The sequence below is a fragment of the Paenibacillus athensensis genome (assembly GCF_004514475.2).
Lineage (GTDB): Bacteria > Bacillota > Bacilli > Paenibacillales > NBRC-103111 > Paenibacillus_AL > Paenibacillus_AL athensensis.
This window is the reverse complement of record NZ_MYFO02000008.1, coordinates 144,438-160,800: the sequence shown is the minus strand read 5'-3', so window position 1 is coordinate 160,800 and position 16,363 is coordinate 144,438. Positions and strand designations below refer to the sequence as shown.

Genomic DNA, 16,363 nt, shown 5'->3' with positions numbered 1-16,363 from the left:
CAGGTTTTGTCCAAACCTTATACAAAAGGAGCCCGAATTCACCCGCTACAAAATCGGTGAAACCAGCTTCGAAATCGACTCCAGAAACCGCACGCGCACCGAACGCTCGGCATAATCCCGCTGCGTCAGCTCGCTGCAATCCTTGACATCTTCGGCAAAAATCCGCTCCAGCTCCTCCGCCGTCTCCTGATCGTACACAAGCGCCGTCGTCTCAAAATTAAGCCGCAGGCTGCGAATATCGAAATTCGCTGTGCCCACCGACGCCACCTCGCCGTCAATCACAAGCGTTTTGGCATGCAAAAAGCCCTTCTCGTACATATAAATCTGCACACCAGCCGACAGCAGCTCGCCCGCATAATACAGCGACGCCCAATGGACGAACATGTGGTCCGCCTTCTGCGGAATCATCACCTTGACCGTAATACCGGACAAAGCCGCCACCTTCAAAGCATTAAGCAAGCTCTCGTCAGGAATCAAATACGGGGTTTGCAGCAAAATCGTCCGCTTGGCCGCGTGAATCATCTTCAAAAACGTATACGCAATATGCGGCCATTCCTCGTTTGGGCCGCTGGCGACAATTTGCACCGGAATCCGGCTGCGCCCCTCCGACTGCGCCAGCTCGGGAAAATATTGCAGCCCCGGCTCCAGCGGCCGCATACCCGCCAGATTCCAGTCGAGCACAAAACGCGCCTGCAGCATCCGCACCACCTCGCCGCTGACCTGCAAATGCGTATCGCGCCAAAAGCCAAGCTTGGGATGCTTGCCCAAATATTCGTCGCCGACGTTGAAACCGCCGATAAAGCCAACCGTGCCGTCAATAATCGCCAGCTTGCGATGATTGCGGTAATTCACGCGATAATTCAGATACGGAATCCGCGACGGAAAAAAAGCTGCCGTTTCTCCGCCGTAGGCTTTCAGCCGTTTGAGAAACGCTTCCTTCAGGCTGCGCGAGCCGATATCGTCGTACAGTAGCCGCACCTCGACGCCTTGCTTCGCCTTGGCGATCAGCGCTTCCATAATTTTCGCGCCAAGCTCGTCATTTTTGACCGTGTAGTATTGCAAATGAATATGCGTCCGCGCCTCGCGAATGCAAGCAAGCAGCGCGTCGAACTTGGCTTTGCCCTCGGTATGAATCCGCACATCGTTTAAGGCGCATACAAGCGCATCGTTTGTTGACACATTCAGCAGCATCAAATCCCGGTAACGAAGCACATCGGTCCCGTTCAGCGGCAGCTCCCCGCGCTCCAGCAGCTTCGTCTGGGCGGCAATGCGCGAACGCACCCGTTCCAGCATCCCACGGTGCCATTTATACAGCTTGCGGCGGCTCAAATTTTGCCCCAATATGATATACAGCACAAAGCCAAGCAGCGGGATAAACAGCAGCACCATCATCCACGACCATGTAGACGCCACGTTGCGCCGCTCCAGAAATACAACGACAACCGCCAAACCGATATTCAGTAAAAAAGAATAAAAAAACAGGCTGCTGATCCAAGTCATCTCCGTGCCTCACCCCCAAGCTCCCAATCAGCTCATCCTTCTTATTGTAGCATATTCCCGAGCGCTTCGCCGGGCTTGTACGCCGGGCTGCAGCCGCTCGACAGACGCGTCTTACCGTTGATGCTGCCGGCACGCCGACCCAGCTATCGCTGACCTGCCGCATCCATGCACGTCTGCCGGCTGCCTGGCCGCCTGAACGCAGCAGCATCCCGACCCGCATCAAGCGGATCGGGATGCTGCTGGAAGCCCGGGCAACGCCCGGCTTCAGCTCAAGGAATCGGCAATGCGCGTCAGCCGTTCGGCCAGCGCCGTCACCTCGTCGACCGAAGCGACCATCTGATGCGTCGCTTCGGCTTGCACGTTGCTGCGCAACGCGCTGTCCTCCGACGCTGCTGCAACCTCGCTCATTTTGCTGCCGATTTGTCCGGTAAGCCCGGCAATTTGCTCCGCATTCACCTTCGAGACGAGCGACAGCTTGCGAATTTCCTCGGCGATAATGCCGAAGCCCCGGCCCTGCTCGCCGCTGCGCGCCGCTTCAATGGCTGCGTTCAGCCCGAGAATTTGCGTTTGGCTGGCAACACGGCGAATAAAATCAAGCATCTTGCCAATGTCACGGGAGATGCTTTGCACCTCCTTGATTTGTCCGGCCAAACGGCGCTCGTTGCGGTCAATCTCTTCGGCGGAAGCGGCAATGTGCTTGATGCTCTGCGCAATTCCTTCGGCATGCTGCTGCAGCTGGCCGGATACCTCCTGCAGATCGTGACCGATCCGCTGCGCCAGCTCGCGATTCAAGCCGCGAATCCGCGTCGACAGCCCCTTCATCACCCGCCAGGCCAATTGGCTGTCCTCCTGCATCAAGCGACGGAACGCCTCGGCGTGCAGCATCACAAGCTCGCTGTCGACGGCCGCGACGACTGTGCCGCTGCGCGGCAGCTCCTCCAGCAGCGACATCTCGCCGAAGAAATCGCCCCGGCCCAGCTTGGCGACCGGAATGCTCCGGCCATCCTGCTCGAGATAGATGTCCACTTGCCCGTGCAGGACCACATACAGCTCCTGGCCGCGGTCGCCGGCCCGCACGATCGTTTCTCCGGCTTTTTTACGGATCGTTTGACCCGCCTCCAGCAATACAGCTTCATTCAGCTCCATACCGGCTTCACGACTCCCTTTTTCCAATGCCGAAACCGCCGCGTTGCCTGCAACCATGCAGACGTGCGTTGCGGTTCTTGCGTCCGGCTACAGCTTTTTTCTAATCGTACACAGCTTGCGCAAATAGTACACGCCGCCGATTTTGATCACATCGTCCGAATACGCCTCGATCAGCGCTCCGGCGTCCTCCAGCTCGCCTTCCAGCCAAACCTCGACCGGCGTGCGAAACAACATGCAATGAAACAAATCCGCGTCCGTAAAACATCTCTGGGTTCGGTCCATCCTGTTAACGCCCTCTCTCTTGTACCATCTTCCCGATCCGTACTGTATGTATCGACAAGGCCGGAAACATCGTGAAGAGAGTGAGGGTGGAAACATGTGGATGCCCGGATAACGCTTGTGAGCTAGACCGAAACCTCGCCCTTGGCGTCGGCCGTGACGGTCCCATCCGCATCCATATCCTTGAACGCGACAGATCCGCCAAACACCGAAAGTATACTCGCTTTAAAGGTATCGGGTTCTGCCGACGACGATTCGCTGTCTTGCGGGAAGAGGCTCATGTCGATGCCCCAGAAGGAGCCTACGCCGCAGGCGGTTACCTTGACGACCGGCGAGCCTTGCGCCGCAACGACGTCATTGATCTGAGACAAGTTCAAGGGGGCCTGCAAGGCGGCATGCGCCGCTACCTTCCTACCGTCCTCCAGCACGACCGTAAACGTCATGCAAGACGACACGCCGCCGAAATTGATCGTCTGGTCCTTGGAAACGACTTTGATCTGGCCCTCCGAACAATTGACTACGGGCGTTTGCTCAAAGCCGTCTCCCCCCTGCTCGTAAGCTTGTGCGAGTTCCTTGAGTTCTTTATAATCTTCAGCTGCAAAAACATAATTGCGCTCAGGCATCCCCCTGCGGGGCGGCTCCTCCGGTAAGCCCGAGCGCAATTGCTGCTCGCGTTTGGCAACCAGATCCGTAACCTCTGCATAACTCAGCCCTTTAAACTCGACCTCTTCCGGCGCTGCGTTCCAATCCGTATCCGTCTTGTCGGCCGTAGCCGGATAAATTTTCAACCGCTGAATCCGGCTCGCCGCAACGCCGCCTTGCCCGCTGGGCGTTACCGCATCTTTCAATGCCGGCGCTGCGCTCGTTGGAGCTTCCTGCATGGCCTCCCGCTCCGTAGAACGCTGCACCGCCGCCGGCGCGCTCAGCTTCGTCTGAATCATGCGCGCCACTTCCCGATTGCCGACGCTGCGCTGCAGCATTTGCATCTGCCGCATCGCGGGAGATTGTCCTGCGCCAAAAGCGTCTGCGCGCTCCGGGCCAGTCGCCCGCTCTTCCTTCCGCTGAATACCGTCAATCTCCCGCGTTGTCTGTACGGAGGAAGCCGATTTTGCTCCCAATCTGGCTTCCATATTTGCCTCCTTAATGAACCGCTTCGCTTTTCACTTGCTTCACCAAATCCTTGTATAGCGCGATATACTGCTGCGCCGAACGCTTCCAGCTGAAATCGGATTTTTTGATATTCGCTTGCAGCTTCAGCCAGGCGTCACGATCGTTCTGGCAGAAAAACACCGCGCGCCGGATCGTATGCAGCATATCGTGAGCGTTATAGTTGCTGAAGCTGAAGCCCGTGCCTTCGCCGGTAAATTCGTTAAACGGCAGCACCGTATCGCGCAGGCCGCCCGTTTCGCGTACAATCGGCACCGTGCGATAGCGCAGCGCCAGCAGCTGGCCGATGCCGCACGGCTCGAATTGCGACGGCATCAGGAACAAATCTGCACCGGCGTAAATGTGCCGCGCCAGTCCCTCATCGAACGTAATGTTCGCCGATACCTGGCCCGGATAAGCGGCCTGGGCGTTGCGGAACAGCTGCTCATAGGTGTGGTCGCCCGTGCCGAGCACGACGAGTTGCACGCCCGTGGAAATGATTTCCGACAGCACGTGCGCAATCAGATCGAGTCCTTTTTGCTGCACCAGACGCGTGACAATCGCAATTATCGGAATATCCGCGCCAACCGGCAAGCCAAGCCGCTCCTGCAGCGCGGTTTTGTTCTGGTGCTTTTTCGGCAGCGAATCGCGATAATTCACGGCCAGATTCGGATCGGTCATCGGATCGTACGACTCGTAATCGATGCCGTTGAGAATGCCGGTCAGCTCGCCCGAACGGAAGCGCAGCAGGCTGTCCAGGAACTCGCCGTAATACGGCGTCTGAATTTCCTCGGCATAGGCCGGGCTTACCGTCGTCAAATGATCGGCATACTGCAAGCCGCCCTTGAGAAAGCTCGCGCCCCCGTGCAGCTCCAAAGCCACGCCGGAGAAATACTCGTCGCCAAGTCCGGTCAAATCCCGCAGCAGCGACTGGCTGAACACGCCTTGATACTTGAGATTGTGAATCGTCATCATCGTGCGCATCGAGCTGAAAAAGTCCAGATGGCTGTAATGCGCCTTGAGCAGCACCGGAATCAGTCCGGTCTGCCAGTCGTGGCAATGAATCACATCCGGCTGGAAGCCGATCTGCGGCAGCGCTTCAATCACCGCCCGGCAAAAAAACGCAAAGCGCTCGGCCTCATCCCCGTAGCCGTACAGCCCGCTGCGCTTGAAATAATATTCGTTATCGACAAAATAAAACGTCACGCCCTGATATTCCAGCGACTGGATGCCGATGTATTGCTTCCGCCAGCCGATATAGCTTTCAAACTCGACGACCGTTTCCATTTCATCGCAGTACACGTCGGGAATCGCTTCATACTTCGGCATAATCACACGAACGTCCAGCTTTTGCTTGACCAATTCCTTGGGCAGCGAACCAATCACGTCGGCCAGTCCCCCGGTTTTGGCAAACGGTACAGCTTCTGAAGCAGCAAACAGTATTTTCATCCTTCCCTCTCCTTTGGCAGCCCGCGTCGATTCCGCAAGCTTTGTATGACGGCTCCCGCCGCACGCCGCAAGCAAATCGCGACGCAGCGGGGGAGCCGATAGCTTAAATCACTTTAGTTTTACCGGCGATGAACGGAGCCTTGTTATCTCCTGTCAAGACGCGGCCGCGGCTGATGAAAACATCCTTATCGAGAATGGCATTTTCGATAATGACATTTTCCTCAATCTCGCAGTTTTGCAAAATAATGCTGTTTTTCACATAGGCGCCCTTGCGGATCTTGACTCCGCGGAACAAAATGCTGTTCTCAACCTTGCCTTCGATCGTACAGCCGTTGGCGATCAGCGCATTTTTCACCGCTGCGCTTTCCAGATAACGCGCCGGCGGCTCGTCCTTGACCTTGGTGTAGATGAGATTTTTCTGGAAAAACAGCTCGCGCCAGACGGCCGGATTCAGCAGCTGCATGCTGTGCTTGTAGTAGCCCTGAATCGAGTTGACCACGCCCAGGTGCGACTGGAACGCGTAGCCGTACACGCTGAGCTTGTCGATATTTTTCATAATGCCGTCACGAACCAGATGATCGTAGCCCTGCGCCAGACAAGACTCGACCATGTCAAGCAGCAGCGCCTTGCTCATGATGTACATTTCCATCGAAATGTTGTTCGTGCGCAAACGCCCGGTGTGGTCCTCCATCACCGTAACGCGTCCGTCCTCGCGTACAGCCAAGCGACGGTATTTGCCGTGGATTTCCTCGTCGGTTTGCTTGTAAATGACCGTAATATCGGCTTGCGTCTCCTCGTGATAACGAATCGCGTCGCGGTAGTTGATGTTGCACACCATATGGCTGCGCGAAATAATCACCAGCTCTTCCTTGCCGCGATAAAAATAATCGCGATGGCTGTAGAACTGGTACAAATCGCCGCGGGAGATGCCCGTCGGCTCGTCGAGCACGGACGGGAGGACGAACAGACCGCCGCGCTTGCGGTCCAGATCCCATTCCTTGCCGGAGCCCAAATGGTCCATCAGCGAACGGTATTTGTGTTGCGTAAACACGGCGACGTTATCAAGCCCCGAGTTCACCATATTGGACAGCGTAAAATCGATCAGGCGGTAACGACCGCCAAACGGCACGGACGCCGGGCAGCGGGAATACGTCAGCTCCTCCAGATCGTCCGGTTCATTCACTAAATTGATGACACCCATCGCTTGCTTCATCTTGAACTCATCCTTTCTGATTGGAAGTCGCTGTCACCCGTTCATTGCCGCCGATCAGCACGATTTCGCCCGAACCGTCGACCACGGCCCCGTCCTCAACCACCGTGTTTTCGCCGATAATCGCTTTAACGATCGTCACGTTATTGCCGATTTTGGCATTCGGCATAATCACCGAATCCTTGATCACGCTGCCTTCGCCGACCTGCACCCCGTAGAACAGCACCGAATGGTCGACATCGCCGAAAATCGCGCAGCCCTCGTTGATCATCGAATTGCGCACCTGCGCCGTAGGCGCGACGTATTGCGCCGGCTGATACGGGCTCAGCGAGTAGATACGCCAGTTTTTATCGTTCAGGTTCAATTCGTTGTTTGGGTCCAGCAAATCCATATTCGCTTCCCAAAGGCTGTCGATCGTACCGACGTCCTTCCAATAATCCGTGAACGGATACGCATACATCTTCGCCTGATCGCGCAGCATCATCGGAATGATGTCTTTGCCGAAATCCTTGCTGGAGCCTTCGGTCGCTTCATCCTTGATCAAATACGATTTGAGCGCCTTCCAGTTGAAAATATAAATGCCCATCGACGCCAGGTTGCTGTTGGCGTTTTTCGGCTTCTCGACGAATTCGGTAATCTCCTGCTTGTCGTTTACGCTCATAATGCCAAAACGGCTTGTCTCTTCCCATTTGACCTCAATGACGGCAATCGTCGCATCGGCCTGCTTCTGCTTATGGAATTGCAGCATGAGATCGTAGTTCATTTTATAGATGTGGTCGCCGGAAATGACCAGCACGTATTCGGGATCATATTGCTCAATAAAGCCGATATTGCGGTAAATCGCATTGGCCGTGCCGGAATACCAGTCGCCGCCGCCCTGCTCCATAAACGGAGGCAGCACCGTTACCCCGCCGTATTTGCGGTCAAGGTCCCAAGAGCTTCCGATGCCGATGTACGAATTGAGCACAAGCGGCTGATATTGCGTCAAGACGCCGACCGTATCGATGCCGGAGTTCGTGCAGTTACTCAGGGTGAAATCGATAATCCGGTATTTACCGCCGAAATGTACGGCAGGCTTGGCCAGGTTTTTGGTTAAAACGCCTAGTCTTCTTCCTTCTCCTCCGGCGAGGAGCATGGCAACGCATTCTTTGCTGCGCATAGCTGATTTCCCCCTTCTACCTCTTCGTCTGTAATGAAAGCTTCAACACACTTGATGTATATAGCCGCAAGCGGCGGAACGCGAAGCGCCAAGCTTTGCGGAAACTCGTGCCATTCGCGCAGATCGCTGATCAGCTCATCCGCATTCGTCTGGCCGGAACCTCCGTAGTCGGGCAAATCGCTGTTGAACACTTCTTGATAGCGGCCGTGACGCGGCACGCCGATCCGGTAATCCGGGTGAACGACGGGCGTGAAATTGCAAACGAGAATCAGATCATCCTCCGGCTGCTCGCCGCGACGAATGAACGCCACCACGCTTTGGCTTTCGTCATGCGGATTAATCCACTGGAAGCCCTCCGGACTGTGATCGAGCGCCCACAGCGCCGGCTCCTGCAAATAGAAATGGTTAAGCGCCTTGACGTAGCGATGCATCGCCCGGTGCATATCGTAATGCTCCAGCAAAAACCAGTCAAGCTCCTCCATATCCTTCCACTCGTCAAACTGGCCGAATTCGCCGCCCATGAACAGCAGCTTTTTGCCCGGATGCCCGCTCATGTAGCCGTAGAATACACGGAGATTGGCGAACTTCTGCCAGTAATCGCCGGGCATCTTGTGCAGCAGCGAGCGCTTGCCGTGAACGACCTCGTCATGAGACAAGGGCAGGATATAATTTTCAGAAAAAGTATACATAAAAGAAAACGTGATCAGCTTATGGTGATGCCGGCGAAACAGCGGATCAAGCTGCATATAGCGCAGCATATCGTTCATCCAGCCCATGTTCCATTTAAAATTAAAGCCCAATCCGCCGTCGTGCACCGGCGCCGTTACAAGCGGCCAGTCCGTCGAATCCTCAGCCATCATCATCGCATGCGGGAATAGCGAGAAGATCGCCGTATTGAGCTTGCGGATGAACGCCACCGCCTCCGGATTGTCGCCGCCGCCCCACTGATTGGCAATCGGCTCCTCCGACCAGCGCCCGAAATTCAGATGCAGCATGCTGGCCACCGCATCGACGCGGATGCCATCCACGTGGTAAACGTCCATCCAGAACACCGCGTTCGAGATCAGGAAGCTGATCACCTCCGGTCGCCCGAAGTCGAACGTCAACGTGCCCCATTCCAGCTTTTCCGCCTTGCGTGCGTCCTGATATTCATATAGCGGCTTGCCGTCAAACTGACGCAGACCGTGATCGTCCTTGCAAAAATGACCCGGCACCCAGTCCATAATGACGCCAAGCCCGCGCTGATGACAGCGGTCGACGAAATGCATGAACTGCTTGGGCGTGCCGTGACGGCTCGTAACCGCGTAATACCCCGTCGCCTGATAGCCCCACGAACGGTCGAACGGATGCTCCGCAAGCGGCATCACCTCGATATGGGTATACCCCATCTCGACCGCATAATCGATCAGCTCGTCCGTCAGCTCCTCGTACGTATACAGCTCTTCGCTGTGGCGGTCGCGCTTTCTCCATGTGCCGAAATGCACCTCATAAATCGACAGCGGCTTGTTATAGATCGGCTTTTCCTGCTTGGCCTGCTGCCACGCCTCGTCCTGCCACTCGTAACCGCCCAGATCGTAGACGCGCGACGCCGTTCCGGGGCGCAGCTCGGCATGCACCGCATACGGATCGGCCTTTAGCAACACCCGGCCGTCCTCTGTATGAATCTCGTATTTGTAGTAGTCTCCTTCTCGCGCTTCGGGAACGATCAGCAGCCATACCCCCAGCGTGCTGTAGCGCTCCATCGCGTGATGACGCGAGTCCCAATGGTTGAAATCGCCGACGATCCGCACTTCGCGGGCATTGGGCGCCCACACGGCAAACCGGACCCCTTCCCGGCCCTGGGCCTTCAGCACGTGCGCCCCCAACAGCCGGTAGCTGTGATAAAGGGAACCTTCGTGAAGCAAATAAAGATCGTCGGAGCTTGGATATTCGCTCTGCATCCTCACTAATCCCCTCCCTGATTCGGTTTGATGCTAATAGTTAAAATACTCCATAACCTGCTGTAAATCCTCTATTTCCGAAACAACGAAAAAAAGGATTTTTCCAACCGCCGGTGAATTATACATAAGGGATCGCCAAGATCCGACAGAGGGAAAGGATGATTTCTAGTGATGAAGGACAAAGTTAAGGGCTTGATCGTCGGCCTGACGATTGGCTCGCTGCTGAGTGGAAGCGCTGTCTTCGCAGCCGGGACACAAATCGAGGTCGCTTTTCGCAATTTGAAATTTATGTTTGACGGTGTCGAAAAAACACCGCAGGAAGGCAAAGGCTTTATCTATGAAGGCTCTACCTACGTGCCGTTGCGCTTTGTAAGCGAATCGCTCGGCAAAGAGGTCCAATGGGACGAAGCCAGCAATACGATCTGGATCGGCAAAGCGCCGCATACCGTTGTCGCCACGTTCAAGGGCGGACAAGTTACGCAGCAGCAATTCGACACGTTCCTGGCCGTCAATACGTTCTTCCAGCCGTCCTACGGCTCGCAGCAGACGAATCAGCAATATTTGGAGGAAATGGTCAAGCAGCTCGTATCAGGCTTGATTCTCAACTCCCGCGTATCCGAGCAGGACCGCGCAGCCGACAAAGCCCGCGCCGTCAAGCAGGTGACCGATTGGAACAACCAATACGGCGAGCAGTTCACCAGCTCGATGAGCGCCAACAAAATTACGCAGCAGGACGTCATCGACTTCCTGGCCAGCTCCTACAGCGCTCAGCGGGCGCTTGGAGCAACGCTGACCGACGAACGCCTGAAAGAGCAGTACGACACCCATCTGAAAAGCAATCCGAATTACTACACGTCCGCTTCGGTCCGTCACATTCTGATCGGCTTGACCGATAGCAGCGGCAAAGCGCTGCGCACCAAGGAAGAAGCGCTGGCCCGGGCCGAGGATGTGGAAAGCAAGCTGATGTGGGGGGGCGACTTCGCCAAGCTTGCCGCCGAATACTCCGACGATCCCGGCTCCAAGGATAACGGCGGATTGTACGAAACGACGCCCGTTACCCAATGGGTTGAACCGTTCGGCGAAGCAGCGGCTACGCAAAAAATCGGCGAAGTCGGCAAACCCGTGGAAACGATGTACGGCTACCACATCATCAAGGTCGAATCGCGCGCCGTCCGCACGTTCGAAGAGGTTAAGCCGGAGCTGCAAAACGAGCTGATGGCTGAAGTTACGCAGAAGTTCACCAGCGAAGAGCTGCCGGGCCTGATCGAAAGCATTCACGTCCAGCCTTGAGCAAAATTTCACTCCAGCGAAGCAGGTTGCAGGTTGTCCTGCAGCCTGCTTTCTATATCAAGTCCTCAACGGACTGTACAACAAGTCCCCATCTCAGAAGCTGGGCGGAAAACATCCTGTTTGCCGTCCGGCTTTTTTAGTGAACCTGCGCGCCCCCTCTCCCTACACGACTATTTGCGCAGAATATGCTACAATGGTCAATTGAAGACATTTTCACTCGAAGGATGGATAAAACCGCATGTTTATGACCAACGATTGGACCGAATACGAACTGCTGGATACCGGCGACGGCGAAAAGCTGGAGCGCTGGGGCGACTACGTGCTGCGCAGACCCGACCCGCAAATCATCTGGCCGCTGGCCGGCGAGACCGGCGCGTGGAAGAAAGCCGATGCGCACTATCACCGCGCCAGCAGCGGCGGCGGTCAATGGGAATATAAAACCGAGCTGCCCGAGCGCTGGACGATTTCGTTTGACAAAAAGCTCTCGTTTCACATCAAGCCAACCGGCTTCAAGCATACCGGCCTGTTTCCCGAGCAAGCCGTCAACTGGCAGTGGATGATCGAACGCATTCAGAACGCCGGCCGGCCGATCAAAGTGCTTAACCTGTTTGCTTATACCGGCGGAGCATCGGTCGCCTGCGCTTATGCCGGCGCTGAGGTCTGCCACGTCGACGCTTCCAAGGGCGTCGTGCATTGGGCCAAGGAAAACCTGCACCTGTCGGGCCTAGGCAGTCGGCCAGTCCGCTTTATCACCGATGACGTGTTCAAATTCGTGCAGCGCGAGCAGCGGCGCGGCAGCAAATACGACGCCATCATCATGGACCCGCCCTCATACGGCCGCGGCCCGAACGGCGAAACCTGGAAGCTGGAAACCGACCTGTTTCCGTTCATTCAATCGTGCATGTCGATTCTGACGGACAAGCCGCTGTTTCTGCTGATCAATTCCTACACGACAGGCATCTCTTCGACCGTGCTGCACAATATTTTGACGATGGCGATGAAAAAAACCTACGGCGGCGAAATCACAAGCGGCGAAATCGGCCTGCCGATCACGCACTCCGGCCTGACGCTGCCGTGCGGAATTCTCGCGCGCTGGGAGGCTTGAGTCATGGCCGGCCCGCACGATGTCTCGGAAGCGTCGCGCATTCCCGTGCTGTATGAAGACAATCACCTGTTGGTTGTCGTCAAGCCGGTCAACATGCCGACGCAGGAAGACGACTCCCGCGATCCCGATTTGCTGAGCGTGCTCAAGGCCGATCTCAAGCACCGTCACGGCAAGCCGGGCAATGTATATCTGGGCCTTGTGCACCGGCTGGACCGGCCGGTCGGCGGCGTCATGGTGTTTGCGAAGACGTCAAAAGCCGCATCGCGATTATCGGATGCGGTGCGAACCAGAGAGCTGGACAAAACCTATATCGCCGTCGTCCACGGCAAGCCGGGCAGGCCGCAGGACACCTTGCGCCATTGGCTGCGCAAGGACACGCGCACCAATACGGTGTCCGTCGTCAAGCCCGGCGCTGCCGATGCCAAGGAAGCCGTGCTCGACTACCGGACGCTCGGCAGCGCCGACGGGCTTTGTCTATTGCAGATCAAGCTGCACACGGGGCGACCGCATCAGATTCGCGTCCAGCTCGCCGCGATCGGCTGCCCGCTTTACGGCGACCAGCGCTACGGCAGCGACGTGAACAAGGTCGGCCAGCAGCTGGCGCTATGGTCGACACGGCTGAGCTTCGAGCATCCGACGCTCAAGGAAACGCTGGCGTTCACCTCGCTTCCGCCGGAGCAGCACCCGTGGTTCCTCTGGTCGGAGCTAATTCGCGACCTTCCCCAATAAATAAATCAGCACCTTCTGATTGTGAGCGGAAACGCGGCTGAGATACGAGTGCAGAAGCTCCTCGCGAATGCGCACGCCTCGCTCGCATTCCGCTTTTCCTTTGTCCGTGACGTTTACCCAGACGATCCGGCGATCCTTTTCGTCGCGTTCACGGGCGATCAGATCATTTTTCTCCATCCGATCCAGCAGCGTCGTCACCGCGGCAGGCGTCGTCGCCAAGTATTCGATCAAATCGGACGGCTTCATCCGGTCGTTCGCTTCCAGCAGCTCCAGCACGTGAAGCTGGCCCTCCGTCAACGTCGGCGACAACTGGTTGTCCATTTGCGACTTCAGCTCTTTGGACAATCGCGACCAAAGCTTGCCGAATTCCTCAGAATACATCGACCATCATCCCTTTTCCCCGAAAATTGCTGTGATTACCCGAAGTATAGCACGCCCGGGCCTGTTAATAAAGGTTAATGCCGTTAATATTTTCAGACACCAATCGCCTTTTCGAGCCCTTTGCCGTCGAAAGCGCGGACAAGCTGGCGCACGGTGGTGAACGCTGCCGGACAAATGTGACTTTTGGCACCACTACCCGGCTTTTCCATACCCACAGCTCCGGGAGCGCAGCGCCCGCCCGTACAGCGGCTGCCCGACCTCTCGGCAGCGCGGCCCCTTACGTCTTTCTGCTGACGATTAACGTTTCCGCAGCCAGGCTCATATACTGCTTACAGGCAGCATCCCCGACAAAGGAGTGATTCGGATGGAAGCTTGGAAGCAGGAGCTCGGCCGCAAGGCGCTGGAAGCCGGATTATTGAAAGACCCACGCTGGCTTGATCGTCTGGACGATCCGATGCCGTTGTGGGTCATCTTGGAGGTGGCGCTGCAGCTGCAGGATAAACTGGATCCGCCGACCTTCAGTTATGATTAAAGAAAACGCAGCACGTCGACGATGGCGTCCGTCTTGCCAACCGGCACCAGCTGCTTGCCCGGCGACCTTCGGTCATCGAGCGGCGCTGTCTCCGTGGAGAAACGCACCCTCTCCCCGCTGCTCATCATCGCCGTAATCGTATAATCCATCTTGACGATAAACGAGCGCAGCAGCGCCGAGCCGTTCGGCCGCACCCGCTTGCCTTCCTTGAATTCGAACGTCGCGATTCCTTTGCCGCCGCGTCCCTGGATCGGATAATCGACCACCAGCGAGCGCTTGGCATAGCCGAGGTCAGAGATGACCAGCACTTCGCCTTCGTCGCCGTACACCCATTCGGCCGATACGACCTCATCGTCCTCGCGCAGCGAAATGCCGCGTACCCCGGCTGCCGCGCGTCCCATCGGATTGACCTCTTCCTCGCGGAAGCGGATGCTCATGCCCAGCTTGGTGACAAGCAAGATTTCCTTCGTATTGTCGCTTAGCTGCACGTGCAGCACCTCATCGGTTTCGCCAACCTTGCAGGCGACAATGCCAATCGAACGGCTCGTCATATATTCCTTGAGCTCGGTGCGCTTGACCTGGCCGCGGCGCGTAACGAAGACGAGCGATTTGCCCGGCTCGTCAAAGCTTTTTACCGGAATGACGCTGACAATGCGGTCCTCCTTGGGAATCGGCAGCACGTTGACGATCGGCGTGCCGTTCTCCTTCCACTTGTACTCCGGCACCTGATGGACAGGCAGCAGGTAGTACTGGCCTTTTTTCGTGAAAATCAGCAGACTTTCAATCGTGTTCACATCGAGCAGGAAGCGTAAATAATCGCCTTCCTTCAAGCCCGTGCTCTCCAGCTCACCGCCCGAGCGGGTGAATGACAGCTTGCTCGTCCGCTTCACATACCCCTCGTGCGACAACGTTACCAGCACGTCCTCAGGCGTCACCAGCACCTCCAGATTAACCTTCAGCTCCTCGACCTCGCCTTGAATCTCCGAACGGCGGTCAATGCCGTATTTGCCGCGAATTTCGCCGATCTCATCCTTGATAACGCCCAGCAGCTTTTTGACGCTGCCGAGAATGCCGCGCAAATAAGATATCGTCTTTTGCACGTCCTTCAGCTCTTTTTCGAGCGACGTAATCTCCAGATTGGTCAAGCGATACAGCTGCAAGACGAGAATCGCGTCGGCTTGACGCTCGGTGAAGGCGAATTTGGCCACCAGATTGTTTTGCGCGTCCTGACGGTTTTTCGACGCCCGGATTGTGGCAACCACCTCGTCGAGAATATTCAGCGCCTTGACCAGTCCCTCCAGCACGTGTGCGCGATCCTCGGCCTTCTCCAGCTCATATTGCGAGCGATAGGTGACGACTTCCTTCTGATGCTCGATGTACGCCGTCAGCATCTCCTTGATGCCCAGCTGGCGCGGCGTTTTGTTGACAATCGCGACCATGTTGAAATTGTATGTAATCTGCAGATCGGTTTTTTTCAGCAAATAGGCCAAAATCCCCTGGGCATCCGCGTCCTTTTTCAGTTCGATGACGATCCGCAGCCCGTTGCGTCCGCTTTCGTCGCGCACCTCGGCAATGCCCTCGACCTTTTTCTCCAACCGGATGTTCTCCATCGCCGTTACGAGACGCGATTTGACGACCTGGTACGGAATTTCCGTAATGACAATCATTTGCTTGCCGCCGCGCAAATCCTCGATCGCCGTTTTGGCCCGCAGGTAAATGCGCCCACGGCCGGTCCGGTACGCCTCGCGAATGCCTTCTTCGCCCATGATAATGCCGCCGGTCGGGAAATCCGGGCCTTTGACAAAGCCCATCAGCTCTTCCAGCGTCATCTCCGGGTTATCGATCAAAGCGACGCAAGCGTCGATCACCTCACGCAAATTATGCGGCGGAATCTCCGTCGCAAAGCCGGCCGAAATTCCGCTCACTCCATTGACGAGCAGATTCGGAAAACGCGCCGGCAGCACCACCGGCTCCTTCGTCGTATTGTCGAAGTTGTCCTTGAACAACACCGTGCGCTTCTCAATGTCGCGCAGCAGCTCCATCGCGATTTCGGACAAGCGCGCTTCGGTATACCGCATCGCGGCGGCCGGATCGTCGTCGAGCGAGCCCCAGTTGCCGTGGCCGTCAACCAGCGGATGTCCCATCTTCCACGGCTGGGCCATGCGCACCATGCCCTCGTAAATCGAGGAGTCGCCATGCGGGTGGTAATTGCCCATCACGTCGCCGACGGTTTTGGCCGACTTGCGGTACGGCTTGTCGTGCGTATTGCCCGCATCGTACATCGCGTACAAAATCCGCCGCTGCACCGGCTTCAAGCCGTCGCGCACATCCGGAATCGCCCGGTCCTGAATGATATATTTTGAATAACGTCCAAAGCGGTCGCCTACGACCTCTTCCAAAAAAGCGGGTAAAAATTGCTCTTGCATACTCAAGCTTCCGTCACCACTCTTCATCGTCTCTTGTTGATCCGTCCGCCTGCCGGACGGCGCTCCTGCTC

General features: G+C 56.6%; 14 protein-coding genes. 4 read left to right on the top strand and 10 right to left on the bottom strand.

All coding sequences use genetic code 11. The features are described from left to right. Positions 1 to 45: 45 nt before the first annotated feature. The 8 genes from cls to glgB form a co-directional block, all read right to left on the bottom strand. Entirely contained in the window at positions 46 to 1,500 is a 1,455-nt protein-coding gene (cls, locus tag B5M42_RS15990) for a cardiolipin synthase (protein ID WP_134750336.1), read from the bottom strand. A gap of 264 nt (positions 1,501 to 1,764) precedes the next feature. Beyond that, a complete protein-coding gene (locus B5M42_RS15985) occupies positions 1,765 to 2,646 on the bottom strand; it encodes a cyclic nucleotide-binding domain-containing protein (protein ID WP_167689652.1) in 882 nt (293 codons plus the stop codon). Between the two features lie 87 nt (positions 2,647 to 2,733). After that, positions 2,734 to 2,928 (bottom strand): hypothetical protein, encoded by a 195-nt coding sequence (locus tag B5M42_RS15980; protein WP_134750332.1) that lies wholly within the window; start codon positions 2,926 to 2,928, stop codon positions 2,734 to 2,736. 122 nt (positions 2,929 to 3,050) lie between these two features. Continuing rightward, positions 3,051 to 4,055 carry a hypothetical protein gene (locus B5M42_RS15975; protein WP_134750330.1) on the bottom strand — a complete coding sequence of 335 codons (1,005 nt, stop codon included), beginning with the start codon at positions 4,053 to 4,055 and terminating at the stop codon, positions 3,051 to 3,053. 10 nt (positions 4,056 to 4,065) lie between these two features. After that, positions 4,066 to 5,520, bottom strand: a complete 1,455-nt coding sequence (glgA, locus tag B5M42_RS15970; RefSeq protein ID WP_134750328.1) for a glycogen synthase GlgA — start codon at positions 5,518 to 5,520, stop codon at positions 4,066 to 4,068. Between the two features lie 103 nt (positions 5,521 to 5,623). Continuing rightward, complete coding sequence (glgD, locus tag B5M42_RS15965) at positions 5,624 to 6,733, bottom strand: glucose-1-phosphate adenylyltransferase subunit GlgD (protein WP_134750326.1); 1,110 nt, start codon at positions 6,731 to 6,733, stop codon at positions 5,624 to 5,626. A gap of 7 nt (positions 6,734 to 6,740) precedes the next feature. Beyond that, a complete protein-coding gene (locus B5M42_RS15960) occupies positions 6,741 to 7,889 on the bottom strand; it encodes a glucose-1-phosphate adenylyltransferase (RefSeq protein WP_134750325.1) in 1,149 nt (382 codons plus the stop codon). Next, positions 7,832 to 9,829, bottom strand: coding sequence for a 1,4-alpha-glucan branching protein GlgB (gene glgB / locus B5M42_RS15955; RefSeq protein WP_134750323.1), 1,998 nt, complete (start codon positions 9,827 to 9,829; stop codon positions 7,832 to 7,834). The genes B5M42_RS15960 and glgB overlap by 58 nt, the downstream gene beginning before the upstream one ends. A gap of 171 nt (positions 9,830 to 10,000) precedes the next feature. On the opposite strand from glgB, the gene B5M42_RS15950 reads away from it, so the two are divergent. The 3 genes from B5M42_RS15950 (at position 10,001) to B5M42_RS15940 (ending at position 12,953) form a co-directional block, all read left to right on the top strand. Beyond that, positions 10,001 to 11,119, top strand: a complete 1,119-nt coding sequence (locus B5M42_RS15950; RefSeq protein ID WP_134750321.1) for a peptidylprolyl isomerase — start codon at positions 10,001 to 10,003, stop codon at positions 11,117 to 11,119. 238 nt (positions 11,120 to 11,357) lie between these two features. Next, complete coding sequence (locus B5M42_RS15945) at positions 11,358 to 12,224, top strand: class I SAM-dependent methyltransferase (protein WP_134750319.1); 867 nt, start codon at positions 11,358 to 11,360, stop codon at positions 12,222 to 12,224. 3 nt (positions 12,225 to 12,227) lie between these two features. Further along, entirely contained in the window at positions 12,228 to 12,953 is a 726-nt protein-coding gene (locus B5M42_RS15940; protein ID WP_134750317.1) for an RluA family pseudouridine synthase, read from the top strand. Here B5M42_RS15940 and B5M42_RS15935 read toward each other — a convergent pair. Next, on the bottom strand, positions 12,930 to 13,334 hold the full coding sequence (locus B5M42_RS15935; RefSeq protein ID WP_134750315.1) for a MarR family winged helix-turn-helix transcriptional regulator: 405 nt from the start codon (positions 13,332 to 13,334) through the stop codon (positions 12,930 to 12,932). The genes B5M42_RS15940 and B5M42_RS15935 overlap by 24 nt on opposite strands. 364 nt (positions 13,335 to 13,698) lie before the next feature. Here B5M42_RS15935 and B5M42_RS15930 point away from each other — a divergent pair, with 364 nt between their 5' ends. Beyond that, entirely contained in the window at positions 13,699 to 13,866 is a 168-nt protein-coding gene (locus tag B5M42_RS15930; RefSeq protein ID WP_167689650.1) for a hypothetical protein, read from the top strand. On the opposite strand, the gene gyrA is transcribed toward B5M42_RS15930, so the two are convergent. Further along, positions 13,863 to 16,298 carry a DNA gyrase subunit A gene (gene gyrA / locus B5M42_RS15925; RefSeq protein ID WP_134750313.1) on the bottom strand — a complete coding sequence of 812 codons (2,436 nt, stop codon included), beginning with the start codon at positions 16,296 to 16,298 and terminating at the stop codon, positions 13,863 to 13,865. The two genes, B5M42_RS15930 and gyrA, sit on opposite strands and share 4 nt — an antisense overlap. Positions 16,299 to 16,363 lie beyond the last annotated feature (65 nt).

Excerpts from the sequence above, each read along its gene's own strand:
- cls (WP_134750336.1), bottom strand. The coding sequence starts at position 1,500 with ATGACTTGGATCAGCAGCCTGTTTTTTTATTCTTTTTTACTGAATATC.
- B5M42_RS15985 (WP_167689652.1), bottom strand. The coding sequence starts at position 2,646 with ATGGAGCTGAATGAAGCTGTATTGCTGGAGGCGGGTCAAACGATCCGT.
- B5M42_RS15980 (WP_134750332.1), bottom strand. The coding sequence starts at position 2,928 with ATGGACCGAACCCAGAGATGTTTTACGGACGCGGATTTGTTTCATTGC.
- B5M42_RS15975 (WP_134750330.1), bottom strand. The coding sequence starts at position 4,055 with ATGGAAGCCAGATTGGGAGCAAAATCGGCTTCCTCCGTACAGACAACG.
- glgA (WP_134750328.1), bottom strand. The coding sequence starts at position 5,520 with ATGAAAATACTGTTTGCTGCTTCAGAAGCTGTACCGTTTGCCAAAACC.
- glgD (WP_134750326.1), bottom strand. The coding sequence starts at position 6,733 with ATGAAGCAAGCGATGGGTGTCATCAATTTAGTGAATGAACCGGACGAT.
- B5M42_RS15960 (WP_134750325.1), bottom strand. The coding sequence starts at position 7,889 with ATGCGCAGCAAAGAATGCGTTGCCATGCTCCTCGCCGGAGGAGAAGGA.
- glgB (WP_134750323.1), bottom strand. The coding sequence starts at position 9,829 with ATGCAGAGCGAATATCCAAGCTCCGACGATCTTTATTTGCTTCACGAA.
- B5M42_RS15950 (WP_134750321.1), top strand. The coding sequence starts at position 10,001 with ATGAAGGACAAAGTTAAGGGCTTGATCGTCGGCCTGACGATTGGCTCG.
- B5M42_RS15945 (WP_134750319.1), top strand. The coding sequence starts at position 11,358 with ATGTTTATGACCAACGATTGGACCGAATACGAACTGCTGGATACCGGC.
- B5M42_RS15940 (WP_134750317.1), top strand. The coding sequence starts at position 12,228 with ATGGCCGGCCCGCACGATGTCTCGGAAGCGTCGCGCATTCCCGTGCTG.
- B5M42_RS15935 (WP_134750315.1), bottom strand. The coding sequence starts at position 13,334 with ATGTATTCTGAGGAATTCGGCAAGCTTTGGTCGCGATTGTCCAAAGAG.
- B5M42_RS15930 (WP_167689650.1), top strand. The coding sequence starts at position 13,699 with ATGGAAGCTTGGAAGCAGGAGCTCGGCCGCAAGGCGCTGGAAGCCGGA.